Annotated in this window: 17 protein-coding genes; 11 read left to right on the forward strand and 6 right to left on the reverse strand. The window is 41.2% G+C overall.

Annotated features, from left to right (window positions below; translation table 11 throughout):
* Positions 1–6: 6 nt before the first annotated feature.
* Genes WA338_RS02970 through WA338_RS02985 form a run of 4 tightly spaced genes read left to right on the forward strand, consistent with a single transcriptional unit; the run spans position 7 to position 5,032 of the window.
* A complete protein-coding gene (locus tag WA338_RS02970; RefSeq protein ID WP_272984515.1) occupies positions 7–1,458 on the forward strand; it encodes an alpha-L-fucosidase in 1,452 nt (483 codons plus the stop codon).
* A 5-nt stretch (positions 1,459–1,463) separates the two neighbouring features.
* Positions 1,464–3,326, forward strand: a complete 1,863-nt coding sequence (locus WA338_RS02975) for a glycoside hydrolase family 35 protein (protein WP_273016817.1) — start codon at positions 1,464–1,466, stop codon at positions 3,324–3,326.
* A gap of 11 nt (positions 3,327–3,337) precedes the next feature.
* On the forward strand, positions 3,338–3,973 hold the full coding sequence (locus WA338_RS02980) for a copper homeostasis protein CutC (RefSeq protein ID WP_273016816.1): 636 nt from the start codon (positions 3,338–3,340) through the stop codon (positions 3,971–3,973).
* Between the two features lie 3 nt (positions 3,974–3,976).
* Entirely contained in the window at positions 3,977–5,032 is a 1,056-nt protein-coding gene (locus tag WA338_RS02985) for a sialidase family protein (protein ID WP_273016815.1), read from the forward strand.
* Position 5,033: 1 nt separating this feature from the next.
* Here the strand turns inward: WA338_RS02985 and WA338_RS02990 are convergent, their stop codons facing one another.
* Positions 5,034–5,786, reverse strand: coding sequence for a DeoR/GlpR family DNA-binding transcription regulator (locus tag WA338_RS02990; RefSeq protein ID WP_072985093.1), 753 nt, complete (start codon positions 5,784–5,786; stop codon positions 5,034–5,036).
* Positions 5,787–5,985: 199 nt separating this feature from the next.
* Between WA338_RS02990 and WA338_RS02995 the strand changes: the two genes are divergently transcribed.
* From WA338_RS02995 to WA338_RS03010, 4 genes are all read left to right on the forward strand, one after another.
* Positions 5,986–7,578, forward strand: a complete 1,593-nt coding sequence (locus WA338_RS02995; RefSeq protein ID WP_272984511.1) for a glycerol-3-phosphate dehydrogenase/oxidase — start codon at positions 5,986–5,988, stop codon at positions 7,576–7,578.
* A gap of 64 nt (positions 7,579–7,642) precedes the next feature.
* Positions 7,643–9,136: a glycerol kinase GlpK gene (gene glpK / locus WA338_RS03000; protein ID WP_072985066.1), complete on the forward strand. Its 1,494-nt coding sequence runs from the start codon at positions 7,643–7,645 to the stop codon at positions 9,134–9,136.
* A gap of 5 nt (positions 9,137–9,141) precedes the next feature.
* A complete protein-coding gene (locus WA338_RS03005) occupies positions 9,142–9,873 on the forward strand; it encodes an MIP/aquaporin family protein (RefSeq protein ID WP_272984510.1) in 732 nt (243 codons plus the stop codon).
* Positions 9,874–9,892: 19 nt separating this feature from the next.
* Complete coding sequence (locus tag WA338_RS03010; protein WP_273016814.1) at positions 9,893–10,672, forward strand: hypothetical protein; 780 nt, start codon at positions 9,893–9,895, stop codon at positions 10,670–10,672.
* Here the strand turns inward: WA338_RS03010 and WA338_RS03015 are convergent.
* Together WA338_RS03015 and WA338_RS03020 are read right to left on the reverse strand one after the other, a co-directional pair.
* Positions 10,669–11,352 carry a potassium channel family protein gene (locus tag WA338_RS03015; protein ID WP_009778969.1) on the reverse strand — a complete coding sequence of 228 codons (684 nt, stop codon included), beginning with the start codon at positions 11,350–11,352 and terminating at the stop codon, positions 10,669–10,671. The two genes, WA338_RS03010 and WA338_RS03015, sit on opposite strands and share 4 nt — an antisense overlap.
* A 12-nt stretch (positions 11,353–11,364) precedes the next feature.
* Positions 11,365–13,131, reverse strand: coding sequence for a TrkH family potassium uptake protein (locus WA338_RS03020; protein ID WP_230199234.1), 1,767 nt, complete (start codon positions 13,129–13,131; stop codon positions 11,365–11,367).
* A gap of 172 nt (positions 13,132–13,303) precedes the next feature.
* On the opposite strand from WA338_RS03020, the gene WA338_RS03025 reads away from it, so the two are divergent.
* Positions 13,304–14,728 (forward strand): pyridoxal phosphate-dependent decarboxylase family protein, encoded by a 1,425-nt coding sequence (locus WA338_RS03025; protein WP_009778971.1) that lies wholly within the window; start codon positions 13,304–13,306, stop codon positions 14,726–14,728.
* A gap of 51 nt (positions 14,729–14,779) precedes the next feature.
* On the opposite strand, the gene WA338_RS03030 is transcribed toward WA338_RS03025, so the two are convergent.
* Genes WA338_RS03030 through WA338_RS03040 form a run of 3 tightly spaced genes read right to left on the reverse strand, consistent with a single transcriptional unit; the run spans position 14,780 to position 18,539 of the window.
* On the reverse strand, positions 14,780–15,673 hold the full coding sequence (locus tag WA338_RS03030; RefSeq protein ID WP_009778972.1) for a carbohydrate kinase family protein: 894 nt from the start codon (positions 15,671–15,673) through the stop codon (positions 14,780–14,782).
* The gene (locus WA338_RS03035; RefSeq protein WP_009778973.1) at positions 15,673–17,010 is read right to left on the reverse strand and encodes a sugar porter family MFS transporter; all 1,338 of its coding nucleotides are present in this window, start codon (positions 17,008–17,010) and stop codon (positions 15,673–15,675) included. Before WA338_RS03035 ends, WA338_RS03030 begins: the two co-directional genes overlap by 1 nt.
* 14 nt (positions 17,011–17,024) lie before the next feature.
* Complete coding sequence (locus WA338_RS03040; RefSeq protein WP_272984507.1) at positions 17,025–18,539, reverse strand: glycoside hydrolase family 32 protein; 1,515 nt, start codon at positions 18,537–18,539, stop codon at positions 17,025–17,027.
* Between the two features lie 198 nt (positions 18,540–18,737).
* On the opposite strand from WA338_RS03040, the gene WA338_RS03045 reads away from it, so the two are divergent.
* Positions 18,738–19,784 carry a LacI family DNA-binding transcriptional regulator gene (locus WA338_RS03045; protein ID WP_273016813.1) on the forward strand — a complete coding sequence of 349 codons (1,047 nt, stop codon included), beginning with the start codon at positions 18,738–18,740 and terminating at the stop codon, positions 19,782–19,784.
* 2 nt (positions 19,785–19,786) lie between these two features.
* Positions 19,787–20,446 (forward strand): beta-phosphoglucomutase, encoded by a 660-nt coding sequence (gene pgmB, locus WA338_RS03050; RefSeq protein ID WP_273016812.1) that lies wholly within the window; start codon positions 19,787–19,789, stop codon positions 20,444–20,446.
* Positions 20,447–20,448 lie beyond the last annotated feature (2 nt).

Below are 20,448 nucleotides of genomic sequence, written 5' to 3' on the forward strand. Positions count from 1 at the left end.
CTTTGTATGAATAGATTTTATATTCCTTTATTAAGTTTTTTATTGTGTGGTCTTGTAGCCTGTGAGTCTTCAAATGATGGTGTTCCTGAGCCTTATGGTGCAGTGCCTTCAGAAGAGCAGCTCGCGTGGTATGATATGGAAATGAATGCGTTCATTCATTTTACCATAAACACCTTTACCGATAAAGAATGGGGTTATGGAGATGAATCTCCAGCGCTTTTTAATCCGTCTGAATTGGATACCGATCAGTGGATGTCTGTGCTGGAAGAAACCGGCTTCAGCGGAACTATCCTAACAGCAAAACACCACGACGGTTTTGCCTTGTGGCCTTCAGCATATACAGAGCACGATATAGCTTCGAGTCCGTATAAGGATGGAAAAGGAGATTTAGTAAAAGAAGTTTCAGAAGCAGCCAAAGCACACGGTTTGCAATTTGGAGTTTATCTTTCGCCCTGGGATCGTAATCGTGCCGATTATGGTGAGGAATCATATATCACGTATTACCGCAATCAACTTAAAGAATTATTCACGGGTTACGGACCTGTTTTTGAAATGTGGTTTGATGGTGCTAACGGAGGTGACGGCTACTATGGCGGCGCCAATGAAGAGCGCAAGATCGATCGTCAAAATTACTACGATTGGCCAACAACGTTAAAAATGGTCGATTCGATGCAGCCGCAGGTTTTGTTTTTTAGTGATGCAGGGCCAGATTTGCGTTGGGTAGGAAATGAACGTGGAATTGGCGGAGAAACCCATTGGAATACCATTACAACAGATACGCTTTATGCCGGTAAAGCAGGAATTGAAGAGCTCTTGCAAAGCGGAACCAAAAATGGAAAAAGCTGGATTCCGGCAGAGGTGAATACGTCGATTCGTCCGGGTTGGTTTTATCACGCTTCAGAAGATTCACTGGTGCGCTCTCCAGAAAATTTATTTGAATTGTACCTGACTTCTGTAGGTCGCGGTTCAACCTTATTATTGAATATTCCTCCAGATCGTCGCGGTTTATTTCACGAGAATGATGTGGCGTCACTTCGTGGATTCAGAAAAATATTAGACAGCGTTTTTGCTGAAAACTTAGCTGAGAAGGCTACTGCTACCGCAACTCCGGTGCGTGGTGATAAGCCTATTTATGCCGCAGATAAAGTGCTTGATGGCGATGCAGAAACCTATTGGGCAACAAATGACGGTGTGACTACCGGAAGCATCGAACTGAGTTGGGATGCGCCGCAAACACTGAATTATATTTCACTTCAGGAGTATATCAAACTCGGTCAGCGCGTGGCTGCATTTACAGTTTCGGTTTGGGAAGATGGTGCTTGGAAAGAAGTGCAAAACCAAACAACGATCGGGCATAAGCGCATCCTGAAATTAAATGGAGTGGAAACCTCAAAACTTAAAATCGAGATCACCGAAGCATTAGCTTGCCCATTGATTTCTAACATCGCAGTGTACTAGATTCTATGCAAGTTGTACGAACAAACTTTTTCGCTTTAGTCCTTATTATGCTGAGTTTTGGCTTTGCTCAAGCTCAGGATGATGCCCCATTCAAAATAGAAAATGGCTCTTTTGTATATAATGGAAAGCCAACGCCTATTTACTCCGGCGAGATGCATTACGAGCGTATTCCAAAGGAATATTGGCGTCATCGCATTCAGATGATGAAAGCGATGGGTTTGAATACCATTGCCACCTACGTATTCTGGAATTACCACAATCCGGCTCCCGGAGTTTGGGATTTTAAAACCGGAAACCGCAACGTAGCCGAGTTCATTAAAATCGCACAGGAAGAAGAGATGTTCATCATTTTACGCCCGGGACCGTATGCGTGCGGTGAGTGGGAATTTGGTGGCTATCCTTGGTTTTTACAAAACATTCCGGGGCTTAAAGTGCGTGAGAACAATGCACAATTTTTAGCAGCTTGTAAAGAATACATCAACGAACTCGCTAAACAAGTTGCGCCTTTGCAGGTTAATAATGGTGGAAATATCATTATGACGCAGGTAGAGAATGAATTTGGTTCGTATGTGGCTCAGCGGGAAGATATCTCGCTTGAAGATCATAAAGCATACAAAGAAGCTATTTTCAAAATGCTGAAAGATGCCGGTTTTCAGGCACCATTTTTCACTTCTGATGGCGCGTGGCTTTTTGAAGGCGGAAGTCTTGAAGGCGTATTACCCACAGCTAATGGAGAAGGAAATATCGATAACCTGAAAAAGGTGGTCAATAAATTCAATAACAACGAAGGGCCGTATATGGTTGCCGAGTTTTATCCGGGTTGGTTAGATCATTGGGCAGAGCCTTTTGTAAAAATTAGCGCTTCAGATATTGCAAAACAAACTGAAGTGTATCTTAAAAACGGTGTGAATTTCAATTTTTATATGGCGCACGGCGGGACCAATTTCGGTTTTACCTCAGGAGCCAATTATAATGATGAGCACGATATTCAACCGGATATTACCAGCTACGATTATGATGCGCCTATTTCTGAAGCAGGTTGGGCAACTCCTAAATATGACAGTATTCGTGCATTGATGCAAAAATATGCGCCGTATGAGATCCCGGAGGTGCCGGAACAAATTCCTGTTATTGAAATTCCGCAGATTCAATTGACAAAAACAATGGATGCGCTTACGTATATCAAAAAGCAAAAACCGGTGACGAGTGATAGTCCGCTTACGTTTGAGCAACTCGAGCAAGGTTATGGTTATGTGTTGTATAAAAAACGCTTTACGCAACCTATCACCGGAACGCTTAAAGTGCCCGGGTTACGCGATTTTGCAACCGTTTATGTAAATGGTAAGAAAGTAGGCGAACTCAACCGCGTCTTCAACTCGTATGAAATGCCGATTAAAATTCCATTTAATGGGAGTTTAGAGATCTTGGTAGAGAATATGGGGCGCATTAATTACGGTGCAGAGATCGTGAATAACTTTAAAGGAATTATCGCTCCCGTGAGCATCAATGATTATGAGATCACAGGTGGTTGGGAGATGTATAAAGCGCCTTTTGCGGAAGTGCCGGAAGTTATAAATTCAACGGAAGTAAAAACAGGAAGACCTGTTGTGTGTTCAGGAAATTTCGATTTGAAAAAGCAAGGAGATACCTTTCTTAATATGAGCGAAATGGGTAAAGGAATCGTTTTTGTAAACGGACATAATTTAGGGCGTTATTGGAAAGTGGGTCCACAGCAAACGCTGTATGTTCCGGGGTGTTGGTTGAAGAAAAAGGACAATACCATTACCATTTTTGAGCAACTGAATGATGTTGCAGCGACTTCTATTTCCGCACAAAAAACACCGATTCTTGAGGATCTAAAAAATTAAACAAAGCCCCTATGTCAAAAAAATATATCAAAGAAGCTTGCGTAGAAAGCCTAGCTCAGGCCATTAAAGCCGAAGAAAAAGGAGCAGACCGCTTGGAGCTTTGCGCTTACCTAGCTTTTGACGGTTTAACGCCGGCTCCAGATCTAATTTCTGAAGTGATCAAGGCGGTTAAGATCCCGGTACGCGTGATGATCAGGCCGCGCAATGGCGACTTTAATTATAGTGAAGAAGAGCTTGAGCATATGAAAGCCTGCATAGCATTTTGTAAGAAAGAAGGCGCTGAGGGTGTAGTTTTTGGTGTTTTAAACGAGTCTAAGAAACTCAATATTGAGGCTGTTAAAATGCTTACAAAAGCAGCAAAGCCTTTAAAAGTGGTAATTCATAAAGCCATTGATGCAACACCAGATATTGACGCAGCTTTAAAAGAGCTTTTGCAGGTTGAAGGTGTAGATACTGTGCTCACTTCAGGAGGGAAATCTAATGCGTTTGATGGAGCGGAAAATTTAAACCGACTAATAACAATGGCGGGAAATAAACTTCAGATTATGCCTGCCGGAAAAATCACTCAATTCAATTTAACCGAACTTCATCATCTCGTGGAAGCAGAAGCGTATCACGGACGATTGATCGTTGGAGAATTAGCCTAACCAATGCAATTAGAAAAGATCAAAGCACAAGTAGTCGTTTTAGTTTTAGGTGTGTTTACTGCGTGTCAAACGAGCGAAACGCCTAAATTAAGTATCGTACAAGAAGGGTTTATTTATGAGGAAGCACCTTTTCCGCAGTGTCACGCTTCAACCTTGGTTGAGGCCCAGGACGGAAGTATTATCGCAGCTTGGTTTGGTGGGGAATACGAGCGGCATCCTGATGTAAGTATCTATCAAAGTAAACTTACAGATGCCGTTTGGTCAACACCGCAAAAAATAGCTGACGGTAAGGTAGAAAACGATACGCTGAGTTATCCCACGTGGAATCCCGTGCTTTTCAAAAATGCCGAAAATACATTGATGCTGTATTACAAAGAAGGTCCATCGCCATCTACCTGGTGGGGAAAATTCAAAACTTCTGAAGATAACGGCGCTTCGTGGTCAGCAGCAGAGCAATTACCCGAAGGAATTTTAGGTCCTATCGAGAATAAGCCCATCCAGCTTGCAAACGGAAGTATTGTAAGTCCGTCTAGCGTAGAGTCAGAAGATGGTGCAGTTTGGACATCGCATATTGAATTATCAAGCGATAACGGCTATACTTGGGAGCGGGTTGGGATTCCTTCAGCAGATACGGTTAAAGTCATTCAGCCTACCTTGATTCAGCTTAAAAATGGAAATCTGAAAGCTTTATTACGCAGCGATCAGAATTATATTTTAGAAAGTGAAAGTTCAGATCAAGGTAAAACCTGGTCTGAAGCTACCAAGGGAACAATGCTTAATCCCAATAGTGGGATAGATGCGGTTACGCTTAAGAGCGGAAATTTTCTTTTGGTTTACAATCCTACCGAAGCCGGTGCTGATTGGTCAGACGGGCGCAATAAACTCAATCTGGCGTATAGTACAGACGGTTCGCATTGGGAAGATGTGTTGCAGTTAGAAAATGAGGCTGAAGGCGAATTTAGCTATCCTGCGATCATCCAAGATTCAGAAGGTTTGGTGCATATTACATACACGCATAACCGGTCAAAAATAAAATACCTGCAACTTAAGCTGGAGTAATCTAGACCAAGGTTAGTTTAATTCCCATCTCGCGAATACGTTCTGCATCTGCGGCAGATAGGTCCTTGTCCGTAATGATTTCGCTAATTTCATCAAGTTCGCAGATCTTAGCTAAACTGCGTTTTCCAAATTTTGAAGAATCTGCCAGAATGATTGTTTTCTGCGCGGCTTCCATCATTTTTTTATTCAAGATCGCCTCTTCAATATTAGTGGTAGTACAGCCAAAATCGAGATCAATCCCATCAACTCCCATAAAAAATTGATGAGAAGAGATGTGTTGCAAAATATGCTCTGCGTAATGCCCCGTAACCGAACCGGAACGATGGCGAATGTTTCCGCCCAATTGAATAATATCAATATCGCGATGTTTCATCAACTCAATCGCAACGAGAAGTGAGGAAGTAATTACATTGAGTTTGCCAATGGGTTTAATCGCTTTCGCCAGCTGTTGTACGGTGGTTCCGCTTGCGATAATGATAGAATCGTTTTCCTGAATGCGTTGAGCAGCCGCTTCTGCTATGAGCGATTTTTCTTCGGCAGATATTGAAGCTTTTTCGCTTACGTCGCGCTCGTTCATATAAGGATTTTCTAAAGAGGCACCACCGTGCGTTCTAAAGAGCAAGCCTTTATCTTCCAGAAGTTTCAAATCTTTTCTTATGGTTACGGCTGAGACATCGAGTCGCTCACAAAGGGTCGCAACTTTAACATGTTTCTCTTTTTTTAAAAGATCTAAAATTTCCTGATGACGTTCCATTATTATAAGGTTTGAGTGCTAAAAAGCACTACAAATATAAGGTCTTAAAGTGTTTTTAAAAATGCTTTCTTTTGGTTTCGTTTTTAATCGTTACTGTTTATTTTAATAATTTAAACGAAACTTTAACTTTCAAATGAAATCGTTTTAGTGTCATTTTATATATATTTGGCGACATAAAGAAATATTAAGAAACCAAACGATGGCGAATATATTTGCGCGTGAGCATTTGACAGGACAACTTTCACAAACCAAAAAATGGGACGTGATTGTGATTGGAGGAGGAGCAACAGGACTTGGAGTAGCTTTAGATAGTGCTACTCGAGGTTATAAAACCTTGTTGCTAGAGCAGGTAGATTATGCAAAGGGAACTTCTAGCCGAAGTACAAAATTAGTGCACGGTGGCGTGCGCTATCTTGCACAAGGAGATATTGACCTGGTTAAAGAAGCCTTATACGAGCGCGGATTATTGGCTCAAAACGCACCGCATTTGGTGAAGAACCAAAACTTCATCATTCCAAACTACAGATGGTGGGAAGGAATTTATTATACCATCGGGTTAAAAGCTTATGATTTTCTTGCCGGAAAACTGAGTTTAGGAAAATCGAAGCATATCAACAAAACCAAAACCACAGAGCGTCTTTCAACCCTAAGACAAAAAGGACTTTATGGTGGAGTCGTATATAAAGATGGGCAGTTTGATGATTCGCGTTTGGCGACGAATATCGCACAAACCGCAATTGAAAACGGAGCTACTTTACTCAACCATTTTAAAGTCACTGATCTTTTGCAAAACGATACCGGCAAAATTATAGGTGTCGAAGCGAAAGATACCGAAACCGATGCACATTATACGTTTTCAAGTGATGTAGTGATCAATGCAACCGGAGTATTTACAGATGAGATTCTGCGTATGGAAAACGCCGAAGCTAAAAAATCGGTAGTGCCAAGTCAGGGGGTGCATTTAGTTTTTGATAAATCATTTTTGCCTGGAGACGATGCGATTATGGTCCCTAAAACCAGTGACGGTCGTGTGTTGTTTGCTGTGCCTTGGCATGATAAAGTGTTAGTGGGTACTACAGATACCAATCTGGATGATCATAGTTTGGAACCTCAGGCACAGGAGCAGGAAATTGAATTTATCCTGCAAACCTTCAATAATTATTTGAATAAGAAAGTGACGCGCGCTGATGTGCGAAGCATTTTTGCCGGTTTGCGTCCGCTTGCTGCGCCTAAAGACGATTCAGAAAAAACGAAAGAAATTTCGCGTAGTCATAAAGTGATCGTTTCAGAAACCGGTTTGATCACCATTACCGGCGGAAAGTGGACCACCTACCGTAGAATGGCACAAGACACGATAAATAAAGCGATTTCGCTTAAAAAGCTTCCGAAGAAAGCCTGTGAAACAGCGCATTTGGCAATTCACGGAGCACAACCTACTGAAGACCGTAGTAATCATATGTACATTTACGGAAGCGATCAAAAAGGGATTGCCAGCCTTATAAAACAACAACCGGAATTGGGTGAAAAATTACACGAGCGTCTTCCGTTTTTGAAAGCGGAAGTGATCTGGGCCGTGCGTTATGAAATGGCGCGTACAGTTGAAGATGTGTTGGCTAGACGCGTGAGAGCTTTGTTTTTAGATGCGGCTGCTGCCCGTGAAATGACTGCTGAGGTAGCGCAATTGATCGCAGCTGAGCTGAATCGTGATGAAGCCTGGAAACTTAACCAGATAGAAGAATTTACAAAATTGGCTAACCACTATTGCATTGAAGGCAATACGGTTACCGCATAAATAAAATCGGGCACTACGGCTTTAACGTCGCAGTGCCTTAATCTTTAAACCTATATTATACAACATGGACCAGTTTATATTATCCCTGGATCAGGGAACAACAAGTTCGCGCGCAATCGTTTTCGACAAGAAAGGTGGAATTGTGTCGATAGCTCAGAAAGAATTTAAACAATACTTCCCTAAACCGGGTTGGGTAGAGCACGATCCTCAGGAAATATGGTCCACACAAGCGGGTGTCGCTGCCGAGGCAACCGTTTCTAAAGGTTTAAACGGAAAAAATATAGCAGGGATCGGGATTACCAATCAGCGGGAAACAGTTGTTGTTTGGGATAAAAACACCGGCGAACCGGTATATAACGCGATCGTTTGGCAAGACAAGCGTACAGCAGATTATTGCGAAGAACTGAAAGAAAATGGCAAGGCCGAAATGATTCAGGAGAAAACCGGATTGGTGATCGACTCGTACTTCGCCGGAACCAAAGTAAAATGGATACTCGATAATGTAGAAGGTGCACGCGAAAAAGCCGAAGCCGGGGATTTGATCTTAGGAACCATAGATACGTGGTTGATCTGGAAATTCACTAAAGGTGAATTGCACGTGACCGATGTTACTAATGCGTGTAGAACCTTGCTTTTTAACATCAATACGATGGAATGGGACGAGGAACTTCTTGAGCTTTTTGATGTTCCAAAAAGTATGCTTCCGGAAGTTAAAGATTCTAGTGAAGTATATGGGCATACCAAAACCACCATTTTTGCATCTAAAATTCCTATTGCCGGAATCGCGGGAGATCAGATGGCAGCATTGTTTGGGCAGATGTGTACCAAAAAGGGAATGGTTAAAAATACCTACGGAACGGGTTGCTTTATGTTGATGAACATTGGAGACAAACCTATTCTTTCTAAAAATAATTTATTGACCACGGTTGCCTGGAGAATTAACGGTAAAACCGAATATGCACTTGAAGGAAGCATTTTTATTGGTGGTGCCGTAGTACAATGGTTGCGTGACGGTTTAGGAATTATCAATAAATCTGAAGATGTAGAACCGCTGGCGGAATCTGTAGAATCTACAGATGGCGTTTATTTTATTCCAGCATTTGCCGGTCTTGGTGCACCGTATTGGAATCAAAAAGCAAAGGGAACTATTTTTGGCGTAACCCGCGGAACCACCGATGCGCATATCGCACGTGCTTCGATAGAAGCAATCGCTTATCAAACGATGGATATTCTAAAATCTATGGAAGCTGATTCAGGAATTGATATTAAAGAATTGCGTGTTGATGGTGGCGCTTCAGTAAATGAAACCTTGATGCAATTTCAAGCAGATGTATTAGATTCAGTAACAGTGCGTCCTAAAATCACCGAAACTACTGCTCTGGGAGCTGCCTATCTTGCAGGTCTTGCTGTAGGATTTTGGGAAAGTAAAGAAGAGATTCAAGAGATGTGGCAAGAAGATAAACGCTTTGAACCGGTGAAACCAAAAGAAGATGTAGAAGCAGGAATCAAGGGTTGGTACCGCGCAGTAAAAGCATTAGAACACTGGACTAAATTATAAGAATTATGACACCATTTATAGCAGAAGTTTTAGGAACGGCTTTATTGATCCTTTTAGGAGGAGGGATTGTAGCTAATGATATTTTAAACAAAACCAAGGGAAATGGTGGTGGTTGGATGACCATCACCACCGCTTGGGGACTTGCAGTTTTTGTAGGTGTTGTTGTTGCCGGCCCATATAGTGGGGCGCATTTAAACCCAGCGGTGACCATTGGTCTGGCAGCCGGTGGATTGTTTCCGTGGGCAGATGTACCTACGTATCTCGCAGCAGAATTTATTGGGGCGATGATTGGTTCGTCCTTGGTGTATGTGATGTACAAAGACCATTTTGATGCTACCGAAGACGGCGGACTTAAACGCGCTGTTTTTTGCACAGATCCGGCAATTCCCAATAACTTTAGAAATATTATAAGTGAGATCTTAGGAACGTTCGTTTTAGTCATCTGTGTATTTTATTTCGCCGGTGCCGAAATTCAAGATGGTTCAGGTACTGCCGTAGGTTTAGGTTCTATAGGTGCAATTCCGGTGGCATTTGTGGTATGGGCAATTGGTCTTTCTTTAGGAGGAACCACTGGTTATGCAATCAATCCCGCTAGGGATTTAGGACCGCGTATCGTGCACGCTATTCTTCCTATAAAAGGAAAGATCGATAGCGGCTGGAGCTACGCTTGGATTCCCATAGTAGGTCCAATTATCGGAGCCGTGCTGGCAGCTTTACTCTTTTTAGCCTTAAACTAATTTATATCTAAATCATTTTATGAAATTATTGAAAACGGCCTTAGCGCTGGTGTGCATTCTTGCGCTTCAGCAGCTACAGGCACAGGAAGACTTACGCTCTTCTGATCTTGAAATTACTGATTCTACAGCAACCGAATACAAGCCTTTTTCGTTCAATCTGAAGGCAAAAAATATGCACTTATGGAAGGGTTTACGCGTGACCGATGCTCCGGTTCTGGATGTAGATCTTAACTATAGCTCACGCGACGGCAAGTTTAAAGCCGGACTTTGGGGCGGTGCGGGTGTCACAGGATATTACACCGAATTTGATTATTATGCTTCCTACAGCACCAATGGTTTTTCACTTAGTGTTTGGGATATCAACAATTACAGTGATTTTCCTGACGCCGGAATCTTTGATTATGACCGAAGCACAACATCTCATTTTATCGATGTGACCTTAGGTTATGCATTTAAGCCGATTCCTTTAAAGCTTTCCTGGAGTACCATCGTGCAAGGGCGAGATACGTATCTTGCTGATAATGGTGAGTTGAAGAATGCCTTTTCAAACTATGTTGAGGTAAGCTACGGTTTGATTCAGAAAAAAGACTGGTCACTAAGCGCATTTGTAGGAGGAGCCTTTTCTTTTGAGAATGAAGCGCATTTTTACGGGGATAAACCTAATGTTACCAATTTAGGGATTATTTATGCTAAAGAAGTTCCTGTGCTTAAGAAATTCACGATTCCAATGGCTGCAACCGCCATGTGGAATCCCGAGCAAGAGTATGGTGCGATCGAAGTTGCTATAACCTTATTCTAAGAATTAATAAATTTTCTAATGTCTTTATTGGCACCATAAAGTACTAAGATGTCGCCATGCTCTAAAAGTAATTGGGGGGTGGCGACACTTTGAACATCAATAATCGTTTTGGTCTTTCCTATTTCGCTGTCTACACGCGCATTCTTCAGTGTAGTTAGAACAAGAAGATTGTAGCGTTCTCTAAACTGTACCTCTTCAACAGTTTTATTTTCATAATGCTTAGGCAATTTTACCTCTACAATACTGAAATAATCATTCAACTCAAAAGAGTCTACTACGCCGCGCATACATAATTTTTTTGCCAGACGCTCTGCACTTTCTTGTTCAGGATGCACGATCTCATCTACACCAATGGCGCTTAACACATTTTCGTGCAAAGGATTTACTGCACGACTGATGAGTTTTTTCACCTTCAGGTTTTTAAAAAGTGCGGTAACCATCACATTGGTTCCTTGGTTTTCCCCAATGGCAACAATGACCATATCGGTGTCTTTAAGCGGTAAACCAGAAACGGTAGATTCATCTGTCGCATCAAGGCAAATGGTGTGCGTGATCTTTTCTTTTAAAGCATCTACGCGATTCATTTTAATATCAATGCCAATAACTTCGTTTCCTTGTCCGGTAAGTTTTTCGGCTAAAGAAGCTCCAAAACTTCCTAGCCCCACAATGATATATTTCATAATCTAAAGCTTTTAGTTGATCAAAATTTCTTCGGTAGGATAGCGGTAAGCTTTGTATTTCATTTTTCTGAAAAGTGCGATCAGAATGGTAAGCATACTTACTCTCCCTATAAACATAACTACGATTAAAACACCTTTACTTCCTGCAGAAAGATTAGCGGTAATTCCTAAACTAAGTCCTACTGTACTGTATGCTGAAAAGCATTCAAAAGCGATGCTCAGCAAGGTTTTGTCAGGGTCAAATGCTGCGATAGCGATCACCGCAAAACCAATAACCACTAGCGATAGCGAGATAATGGCAAAGGCTCTTCTTACCGAAATATCTGCGATCTCTCGTCGATAAACTTCAATACGTTCTTTTCCTTTAGCGAGACTTAAAAAGTTTAAAGTGGCAATGGCAAACGTACTGGTTTTGATTCCACCTCCTGTTGAAGCCGGCGAGGCACCAACCCACATTAACAAGAAAATCATCATCAGGGTAGAAAAATGCAGCTGGTTCATATCTAAGGTGTTGAAACCGGCAGTTCTGGGTGTTGTTGCTCCAAAAAGCGCGGTAACCAATTTTCCAAATTCGTTATGTTCTGCCAGTGTATTTTGATATTCGTTAGCATAAAATACGGCAGTTCCTAAGAGCGCTAACGCAGAGGTTGTGATCAAGGTGATGCGACTGCTCAAACTTAAAACCCAGGGTTTGTAGATGATTCCGCGGTTGCGATATTTGATCGGATTTATGATCTTATATTTTAAATATTTTAAAACATTGATCACTATTGGGAATCCCAATCCGCCAAATACAAACAGTGCTATGAGCGTGAGCTGTAAAAAATAATTATATCTAAAGTTGATGTCGTAGATCCCGTTAGATAAGGTAGAAAAACCAGCGTTACAAAATGCAGAAACAGCATGAAACACCGAGAAAAAGATGCGGTCTGTAAGGTCTTGGAAGTTTTCGGCTTTAAGACTGATGAATATCAATACGGCACCTACCGCTTCGATAGAAAAGGTAATGACTAGAATACGCTTTAACGTAGAAAACACTTCGCCGATCTTATTAGAATTATTCATATCGCTCAAGACAACTTGATTCTCAAAAGAGGACATTCCTTTAAAAAAATAGCTGAAATAGCTCGCAAAAGTCAAGATCCCCAATCCGCCTAGTTGAATGAGAAAAACAATAATATTTTGTCCTAGAGGAGTGAAATAACTTCCGGTATCTACAACGATAAGTCCCGTTACGCAGACGGCGCTTGTTGAGGTGAACAACGCATCTAGAAATGAAATTCCCTCGTAAGTTGCTTTGGGCAACATCAGTAAAAAAGTGCCTAATAAAACGATCGCGATAAAACTGGCGATAAAAAGCTGTGCCGGGTTGAGATGACTTTTTTTATAATCGATACGTTGCTCTGCAAACTCTCGTATGAATGTGAGTAAAATCGCGGCTTTCACCCATTTGTCATTGTATAAAAAACTCAGGTGGTTGTGTGCTTCGGTACCCAAAAAATGAATGCCAATAATGTACAAAATGACCAGAATACTCAAGGCGTCAAATAGGATGACCTGGGTGCTTAGTCGTTTTGATTGTGTGAAGTAACGTACCAGTGTGGTAGCTATTCCTATAAAAAGAATAAAAAGGTAGTAGGCATTTAAAAAGGTTTGAATGTGTTTTGATTGTTCATAACCAAAGTCGAGAATGAAAGCAAAAACACCCAGCAGACTTAATATAAAAACAGTGCGAAACAGCGTCTGTAGCTTAAACACGTTAGCTAATGTCTCTCTCAAAGCTTTTCTATTAAAATTACGGGGCAAATTTACGGTATTACGACATACTCCTCATTTTTAGGTCTTAAAATAAACCCAAAGTTGGGCCGACTTATTTTCGGCTGAAAAGGATAAGGCTTCAAGGGTTTTTAGCTGAATTTAAAGCCGTATTTTTGCGAAAAATTGAATAGCGATGGAAGCAAAGGATACAGCGCGTTTAGAATTGTCTGAAGAACAAATGCGTGATTACGGTTATAAAGTGGTAGATGCTATTGTAGAGCATCATCTTAACCAGCATAAAAAGAAACCGGTAGCACAAGCGAGCCGAGAAGAAATGGATTCTTTATTGCGAGAGCACGCTCCAGAAGCGCCAACTTCGGCAGACGAGGTGTTTGATACTGTAATGGAAAAAGTGATGCCTTTTACAAACATCATGAGTCATCCTAAGTTTTATTCTTTTGTTCCCGGGCCTAGCAATTATGTGAGTGCGATGGCAGATGCTTTGGCTACAGGATTTAATGTGTTTTCTGGAGGTTGGGCAGCTTCGCCGGCAGCAGCAGAGCTCGAGATTATCACCATAAACTGGTTGCTGAGTTTATATGGTTTTCCTAAAAAACGCGGTGGCGGAATTTTCACCAGCGGTGGCTCGATGGCAAATCTTACTGCATTGATCACGGCACGCAATATTAAGTGTGGTGATGATTTTTCTAAAGCAGTGATTTACCTTTCAGATCAGGCGCATTCTTCAAACATCAAGGCGATTCGCGTGATGGGTTTCAGAAAGGAACAAATACGCTTAATCCCAACCGATATTGAATTTAAGTTCGCGATCAATAAGCTGAAAAATGCGATTAATAAAGACCGTCTCGCCGGTTGGAAACCGTTTTGTTTACTGGCTTCAGCGGGTACAACAAATACGGGAACTGTAGATCAATTGACCGAACTGGCCGCGATTGCAAAGGCCGAAGATTTATGGTTTCATATTGATGGGGCGTATGGTGGCGCAGCAATTCTGGCTAAGAATGGAAAGCAATTGTTGAAAGGTGTTGAGAAGGCCGACTCGCTAACGGTAGATCCGCACAAATGGTTTTATCAGCCTTATGAAATGGGATGCTTGCTTGTGCGCAATCACAAGTGGCTAAGCGGAACGTTTACCGAAGTTCCTGAGTATCTTAAAGATGTAGAAGGTAATAGTTCTGAGATCAATTTTTACGACCACGGAATCCAATTGACGCGTCGATTTAGAGCGCTTAAATTTTACATGAGTATCAAAACCTTTGGCCTAAAGGCCTTTAGAGAAGCGGTGCAATACAACTTTGATCTGTGTGAAAAGGTAGAGAGCATTCTACGGAAAAGTAAAAAATGGGAAGTGGTTTCTCCGGCTACTCTGGCAGTGATCAATTTTAGATACAATCCTATTGATCAAAACCTATCTGAGCAGGAGCTTGATGCGCTTAACACCAAAATCTCTGAAGGTGTTGTCAATTCTCGAGAGGCGATGCTGGTTACCACTATTCTTAACGGGCAGACCGTTTTACGTATGTGTTTGATCAATCCGCGTACGACGCTGGCAGATGTAGAAGAAACCATCGCATTGTGCGAGAGCATGGCAGAATAAGTACTCGGTAATCGAGGTTTTAATTCTTTATATACTAAAGGCTAAAATGGACTATTCTTCCATTTTAGCCTCTATTTTTTCTATAGGAACCGGAGCATTAGCACCCTTGGTTCCGGCTACGAGAGCACCAAGCGCACAAGCAAATGCTAAAGATTTTTCGGGTGTGTTTTCAACTTTAAAAAGTTGGTAGATGAGTCCGGCTAAAAATGAATCCCCGGCACCCACGGTATCCACAACTTGGGTGCTGTAACCGCTATTTTTGGCGATAGCTCCATTTTTATAAAGTAGAGCACCATCAGCGCCTAGAGTAATACAAATAATATCGGTATTGGTAAGTTTACTTATAGCTGAAAGTTGCGCTTCAATACTAAGATTTGAGATGTCTAAAAACTGAGCAACTTCTTCAAGCTCCTCGTCATTCATTTTGATCATTTGTGCTTGCTTCATAAACTCGATGAGCGTTTCCATCTCATAGTGTGGCGCGCGCAAATTCACATCAAAAATAGCATAGTTAGCCAGCTGAAGCAGGCTGTTAAGCGTTTCGCTAGATTCTTTACTACGAGCTGCTAAAGAACCAAAAATAAATAGATCGGCATTTTTAACGGCTTTACTATTTTTTTCGGTAAGCCTAATAGTATCCCAGGCAACCGGTTTTTTTATAGTGTAAGAAGCACTGCCTGAAGCATCGAGAGCGACTTCTACTTGGCCGGTTTCTAGTTTATGATCTTCCTGAATGAGATTTTGATCGAGTTCAAAAGTTTTGATGGCTTCACGGGTTTCTTCAGCTAAAGCATCTTGTCCCAATTTACTGATCATTTGCATCGTGACGCCCAGACTTTTCATACGCAAGCACAAATTGAGCGGAGCGCCGCCTAAAGCTTTTCCGTCAGGAAAAACATCCCATAAAATTTCACCGAAACAAATTGCGTTTAAATACTCTTTCATTATCCCAATATTTTTTCTTCTAGTTCTTCCAAGGAAATTCCTTTGGTTTCAGGCATCATAAATTTGGTAAACAATAATTGTAAAAACATCATAAACGCAAAAAAGGCAAAAATTGGCCACGGATTGTCTTTGAAAATTCCGTTTTCCCCATCTAGGAAAACCGGAGTTAAAAGCGTGATCAAAGCGGCAAAAACCCAATGCGTTCCCGTTCCCCAAGATTGCCCGTAAGCACGTACTTTATTAGGGAAAACTTCAGAAATAAATACCCAAATTACGGCACCTTGACCCACTGCGTGTGAAGCGATAAAGATCAAGATAAAAGTGAGCAACACTGCCGAACTCGCTCCGCTGTAAAAACACCAAGCAACCGTAACGAGACTGATGATGTAACCAAATGAGCCAATAAACATCAACGTGCGACGTCCCAAACGATCGATCAAACCAACACCAACAAATGTAAAGACCAGATTCACGACGCCGATTGAAATAGAGTTTAGTAAAGAATCTTCAGTAGCTAAACCGGCTTTTACCAAAATTTCAGGGGCATAATACAGAATAAAATTAATCCCGGAAACCTGATTGAAAAAGGCGATTAAGAAGGCCAGAATCAGTGGTTTTTTAAAACGCGCGGTAAAGAGTTTTACATCATCGGTAGTTTTTGCTAATTCGGTTTTAATGCTGTCAATTTTACGCTGTGTTTGCAATTTGTCATAAACCTGATTAAGCACGGCAAAAGCAGCTTTTTCATCCTTTTTCTTATGAAGCAGCCAGCGCGGACTTTCAGGAACGGTCATTACCAGAACCGTATATAAAAACGCAGGAATCGCTTCAACACCCATCATCCAGCGCCAGTCATTTTCACCTTGAAAACCTTCTAAAAGATAATTTGAAAAGAATGCGATAAGAATACCTAATACCAGATTAAATTGATACAGAGCGACCAGCTTACCGCGATTAGAAGCGGTTGTGATTTCTGAAATATACGTAGGCGCAGCTACGGAAGAAGCACCAACACCCACACCCCCAATAAATCTAAAAAAGGAAAATAAATAGGGGTCGGGAGACAAGGCAGAACCTAAAGCCGAAGCAAAATAGAGAATCCCGATCCAGAATAAAGTCTTTTTACGCCCGAACTTGTCACAAGGGATTCCGCCGGTCAATGAGCCCAGAACGGTACCCCAAAGTGCCATAGACATAATGAACAGGCCGTGAAACCAAGGTGAGAGATTCCATAATTCTTTAACCGGTAAATTAGCTCCAGATATTACTACGGTGTCAAAACCAAATAAAAAACCGGCAAGTGCTACCGTGACAGACCATTTTTGTACTGCTTTCATAAACTTGTATTCAATTAATTATTGTCCTTCCAGATCGAAGGAATAGGGGTGATTTTTAAATTTTTCACTTCGTCTTCAGTAGTGATACTGAATTGCGTGTAAGGCTTATTTGGGAAAAACTGTGCGGTGATCGCATTAGCGCCGCTATCTGCAAAAAATTCTATCGAAGACGCATCCAGAAAAATTTGAAATTCCGCTGAATCGCTGTCGATGAAGTCAGCAGGAGCTTCCATTATTGGGAGTGCAAATTTATCTGAAAAATCGGTTAAGCCACTTTTGCTTCGGTCCAAACTGTATTTTGATGCTTGTGCGTCAAATGAAATAGTAATTTTCTCATCTTCTGCATTCCCCAGAACAATAGTGAAATCTTTAAGTGGTTTGGGTAGCTCAAAGGAGACTGCTGATTGGTTGAGGTCTTTATGTGAAAATGAAGATGTGTTTTCCTCTTTTGAAATTTTGATGGAAGCTTCGCTTAAACCTTCAGTAATTGAAGCTACCGGAGTATTTGCTAAAAAGTAATCCTCATTTTTATGTAAGCTCACTTGCTGTGGAAGCGTCATAGCGCTGCGCCATTTTTCGGTAGGTGTTTCTTGGCCGTATTCCCAGTTGCTCATCCAAGCAATAAACGTGCGTTCTTCATCAGGTAAGTTGTTGTAAGTGATCCCGGCATAATTATCACGGCCAAGGTCGATCCATTTTTCATCGGTTTGGTTGGTTGTAAACTGTTTTCCGTCAAAGTCACCAATAAAATATTGTGTTCCCGAACCGCCGTTAGGAGCGCCCGGATTGATGCTGATAAACAAAACCCATTTGGTCTCGCCGGTTTCTTTTACGATCAACGGAAATAAATCAGGACATTCCCAAACGCCACCGTGAGCACCGATGTCTTTGCCAAATTCGCTGAGGTAAGTCCAGTCAATTAAATTATCAGAATTGTAAATCATCGCACGATCGCCGGCAACTAGCACTAAAATCCATTTATTAGAGTCTTCGTGCCAGAAAACTTTAGGATCTCTAAAATCTACAAGGTTTTCGTTATTCGGCACAACAGGATTTCCAGAATACTTTGTAAACGACTTCCCGTTATCGAGACTGTAAGCGATTCCTTGATATTGGTAATCTGTAGTTTTTGCTTCAGCACCTTTGGGTTCGTGATAGGTAAACATCGCAATCAAAGGTGGTTTTTCAGCAGTTCCAAGACCAGAAGTGTTGTTGTGATCTACGACGGCACTTCCAGAAAAGATATAGCCTAATTCATCAGGCTCTAGCGCAATGGGCTGGTTTTTCCAGTTTTTCAGGTCTTCACTGGTCGCGTGCCCCCAGTGCATAGGGCCCCAAACCGTAGAATCTGGATAGAATTGATAAAAAAGATGATAGGTGCCATCGTTGTAAACGAGACCGTTAGGGTCGTTCATCCAATGTGCTTCCGGAGAAAAGTGATATTGTGGGCGAAAATTTTCGTAATATGGTTTAACTACCGTATCTTTAGGGGTGTTATTTGCGGTGTTTTCTTTTTTGCAAGAACTCATAATTAGTGTGATTAGCAGAATGGAATGTAAGTATTTCATTTTAAACTACATTAATTTAAATTTTAAGGTCAGCGCGGCTTGAAAATTAAAACAAATTAAGAAAACTTAATCGATTTAGTCGCTTAAATTTGCCACAAGTAATTTTAGTATCTCGTCTATGTAAGATAGACAAAAAGAATTAATTCGATTTTTCAAATTATGAAAAGAAAGTTAACCCTAAAGTCAATAGCAAAAGAACTGGGAGTATCGATCTCAACAGTTTCAAAAGCATTGAGAGACAGCCCAGAAATCAGTGAAGAAACGCGTGAGAAGATCAAAGCTTACGCAAAACTTTATAATTACAAACCCAACAATATTGCGTTGAGTTTAAAAAACCGTAAGACCAATACGATAGGAGTTATTATTCCTCAAATTGTACATCACTTTTTTACTACCGTGATTTATGGTATCGAGCAGGAAGCGCGAGAAAATAATTATAATGTGATCATCTGTCTGTCAAACAACGCTTTTGATAAAGAAGTTCTTAATATGGAGCTTTTGGCCAACGGAAGTACAGACGGATTTATTCTTTCTGTATCAAAAGAAACAATGATGAAAGAAGATTATCATCATTTAAATGAAGTGATCGATCAAGGAATGCCGGTGGTTATGTTTGACCGTGTGGTTGAAGGTATTCAATGCGATCGTGTATTGATCGATGATAAAGCCGGAGCTAAGAAGGGAGTTTCTCATATGATACGTTCAGGATGTCGTAAGATAGGAATCATCACAAGTGAAGATTATGTAAGTGTAGGACGTCTGCGTACTGAAGGTTACCTTGATGCTCTTGATGATTTTGGAATCAAGGCAGATGATAATCTTATCTTGAAGCTTGATAATATTGATGACCTTTCAGATAAATCTAAAAAGCGCATCGAAGATTTTATAACCAACAATGATCTTGATGGTGTGTTTACCGTAAACGAATTATTTGCAGTGCACGCTTCACGGGTGATCAATGCATTAGGTAAAAAGATTCCAGATGATATTTCTTTGGTATGTTTTACAGACGGTCAGTTGTCAGAACATGCTGTGCCAAGCCTAACCGCTGTAAGTCAGCACGGGGAAGAAATGGGGCGTAAAGCAGCCTCCATTCTCATCAATAAACTAGAAAACCCTGAGGAAGAAGAGGAAGAGTATACAACGGCATTTATCGAGACAAGCCTTGTAGAGCGTGAATCTACTAAAGAAGTTATCCGCAGATAAATATGAGTAGTAAAAAGGGTTTTATTTTTGATTTAGACGGAGTAATCGTAGATACTGCAGGATTTCATTACTTGGCGTGGAGAAATCTGGCTAATGAATTAGGCTTTGAATTTACCGAAGAACAAAACGAGCGTTTTAAAGGTGTGAGCCGGGTGCGATCTTTAGAAATCCTTCTGGAGATAGGAGGAGTGCAAGCTACTCAGGAACAAAAAGACGGATGGCTCATTTCTAAAAACGAAGAGTACCTGAGCTATATCTCAAAAATGACTGCAGATGATATTTTGCCGGGTGTGCTTAAAGTACTCAATTATCTAAGAGATAAAAACATACCTATGGCGTTGGGCTCTGCAAGCAAAAATGCACAGCCTATTTTAAAGCGTGTAGGGCTTTTTGAGCGTTTTGACTGTATTGTTGATGGTAACCACGTTACCAAGGCAAAACCCGATCCAGAGGTTTTTACCATTGGGGCAGATGAATTGGGAGTTGCTTATGAAGATGCGATAGTTTTTGAAGATTCAATTGCAGGAATTCAAGCAGCAAACCGCGTCAATATGGTGAGTGTGGGTATTGGCGATGCTCAGGTTTTGAACGAAGCCGATCATAATTTTAATGATTTTACAGAGATCGATACCTCATTTTTAGATCAACTAATCAACGCATAAAC

The sequence above is a fragment of the Leeuwenhoekiella sp. CH_XMU1409-2 genome, assembly GCF_037029365.1.
Lineage (GTDB): Bacteria > Bacteroidota > Bacteroidia > Flavobacteriales > Flavobacteriaceae > Leeuwenhoekiella > Leeuwenhoekiella blandensis.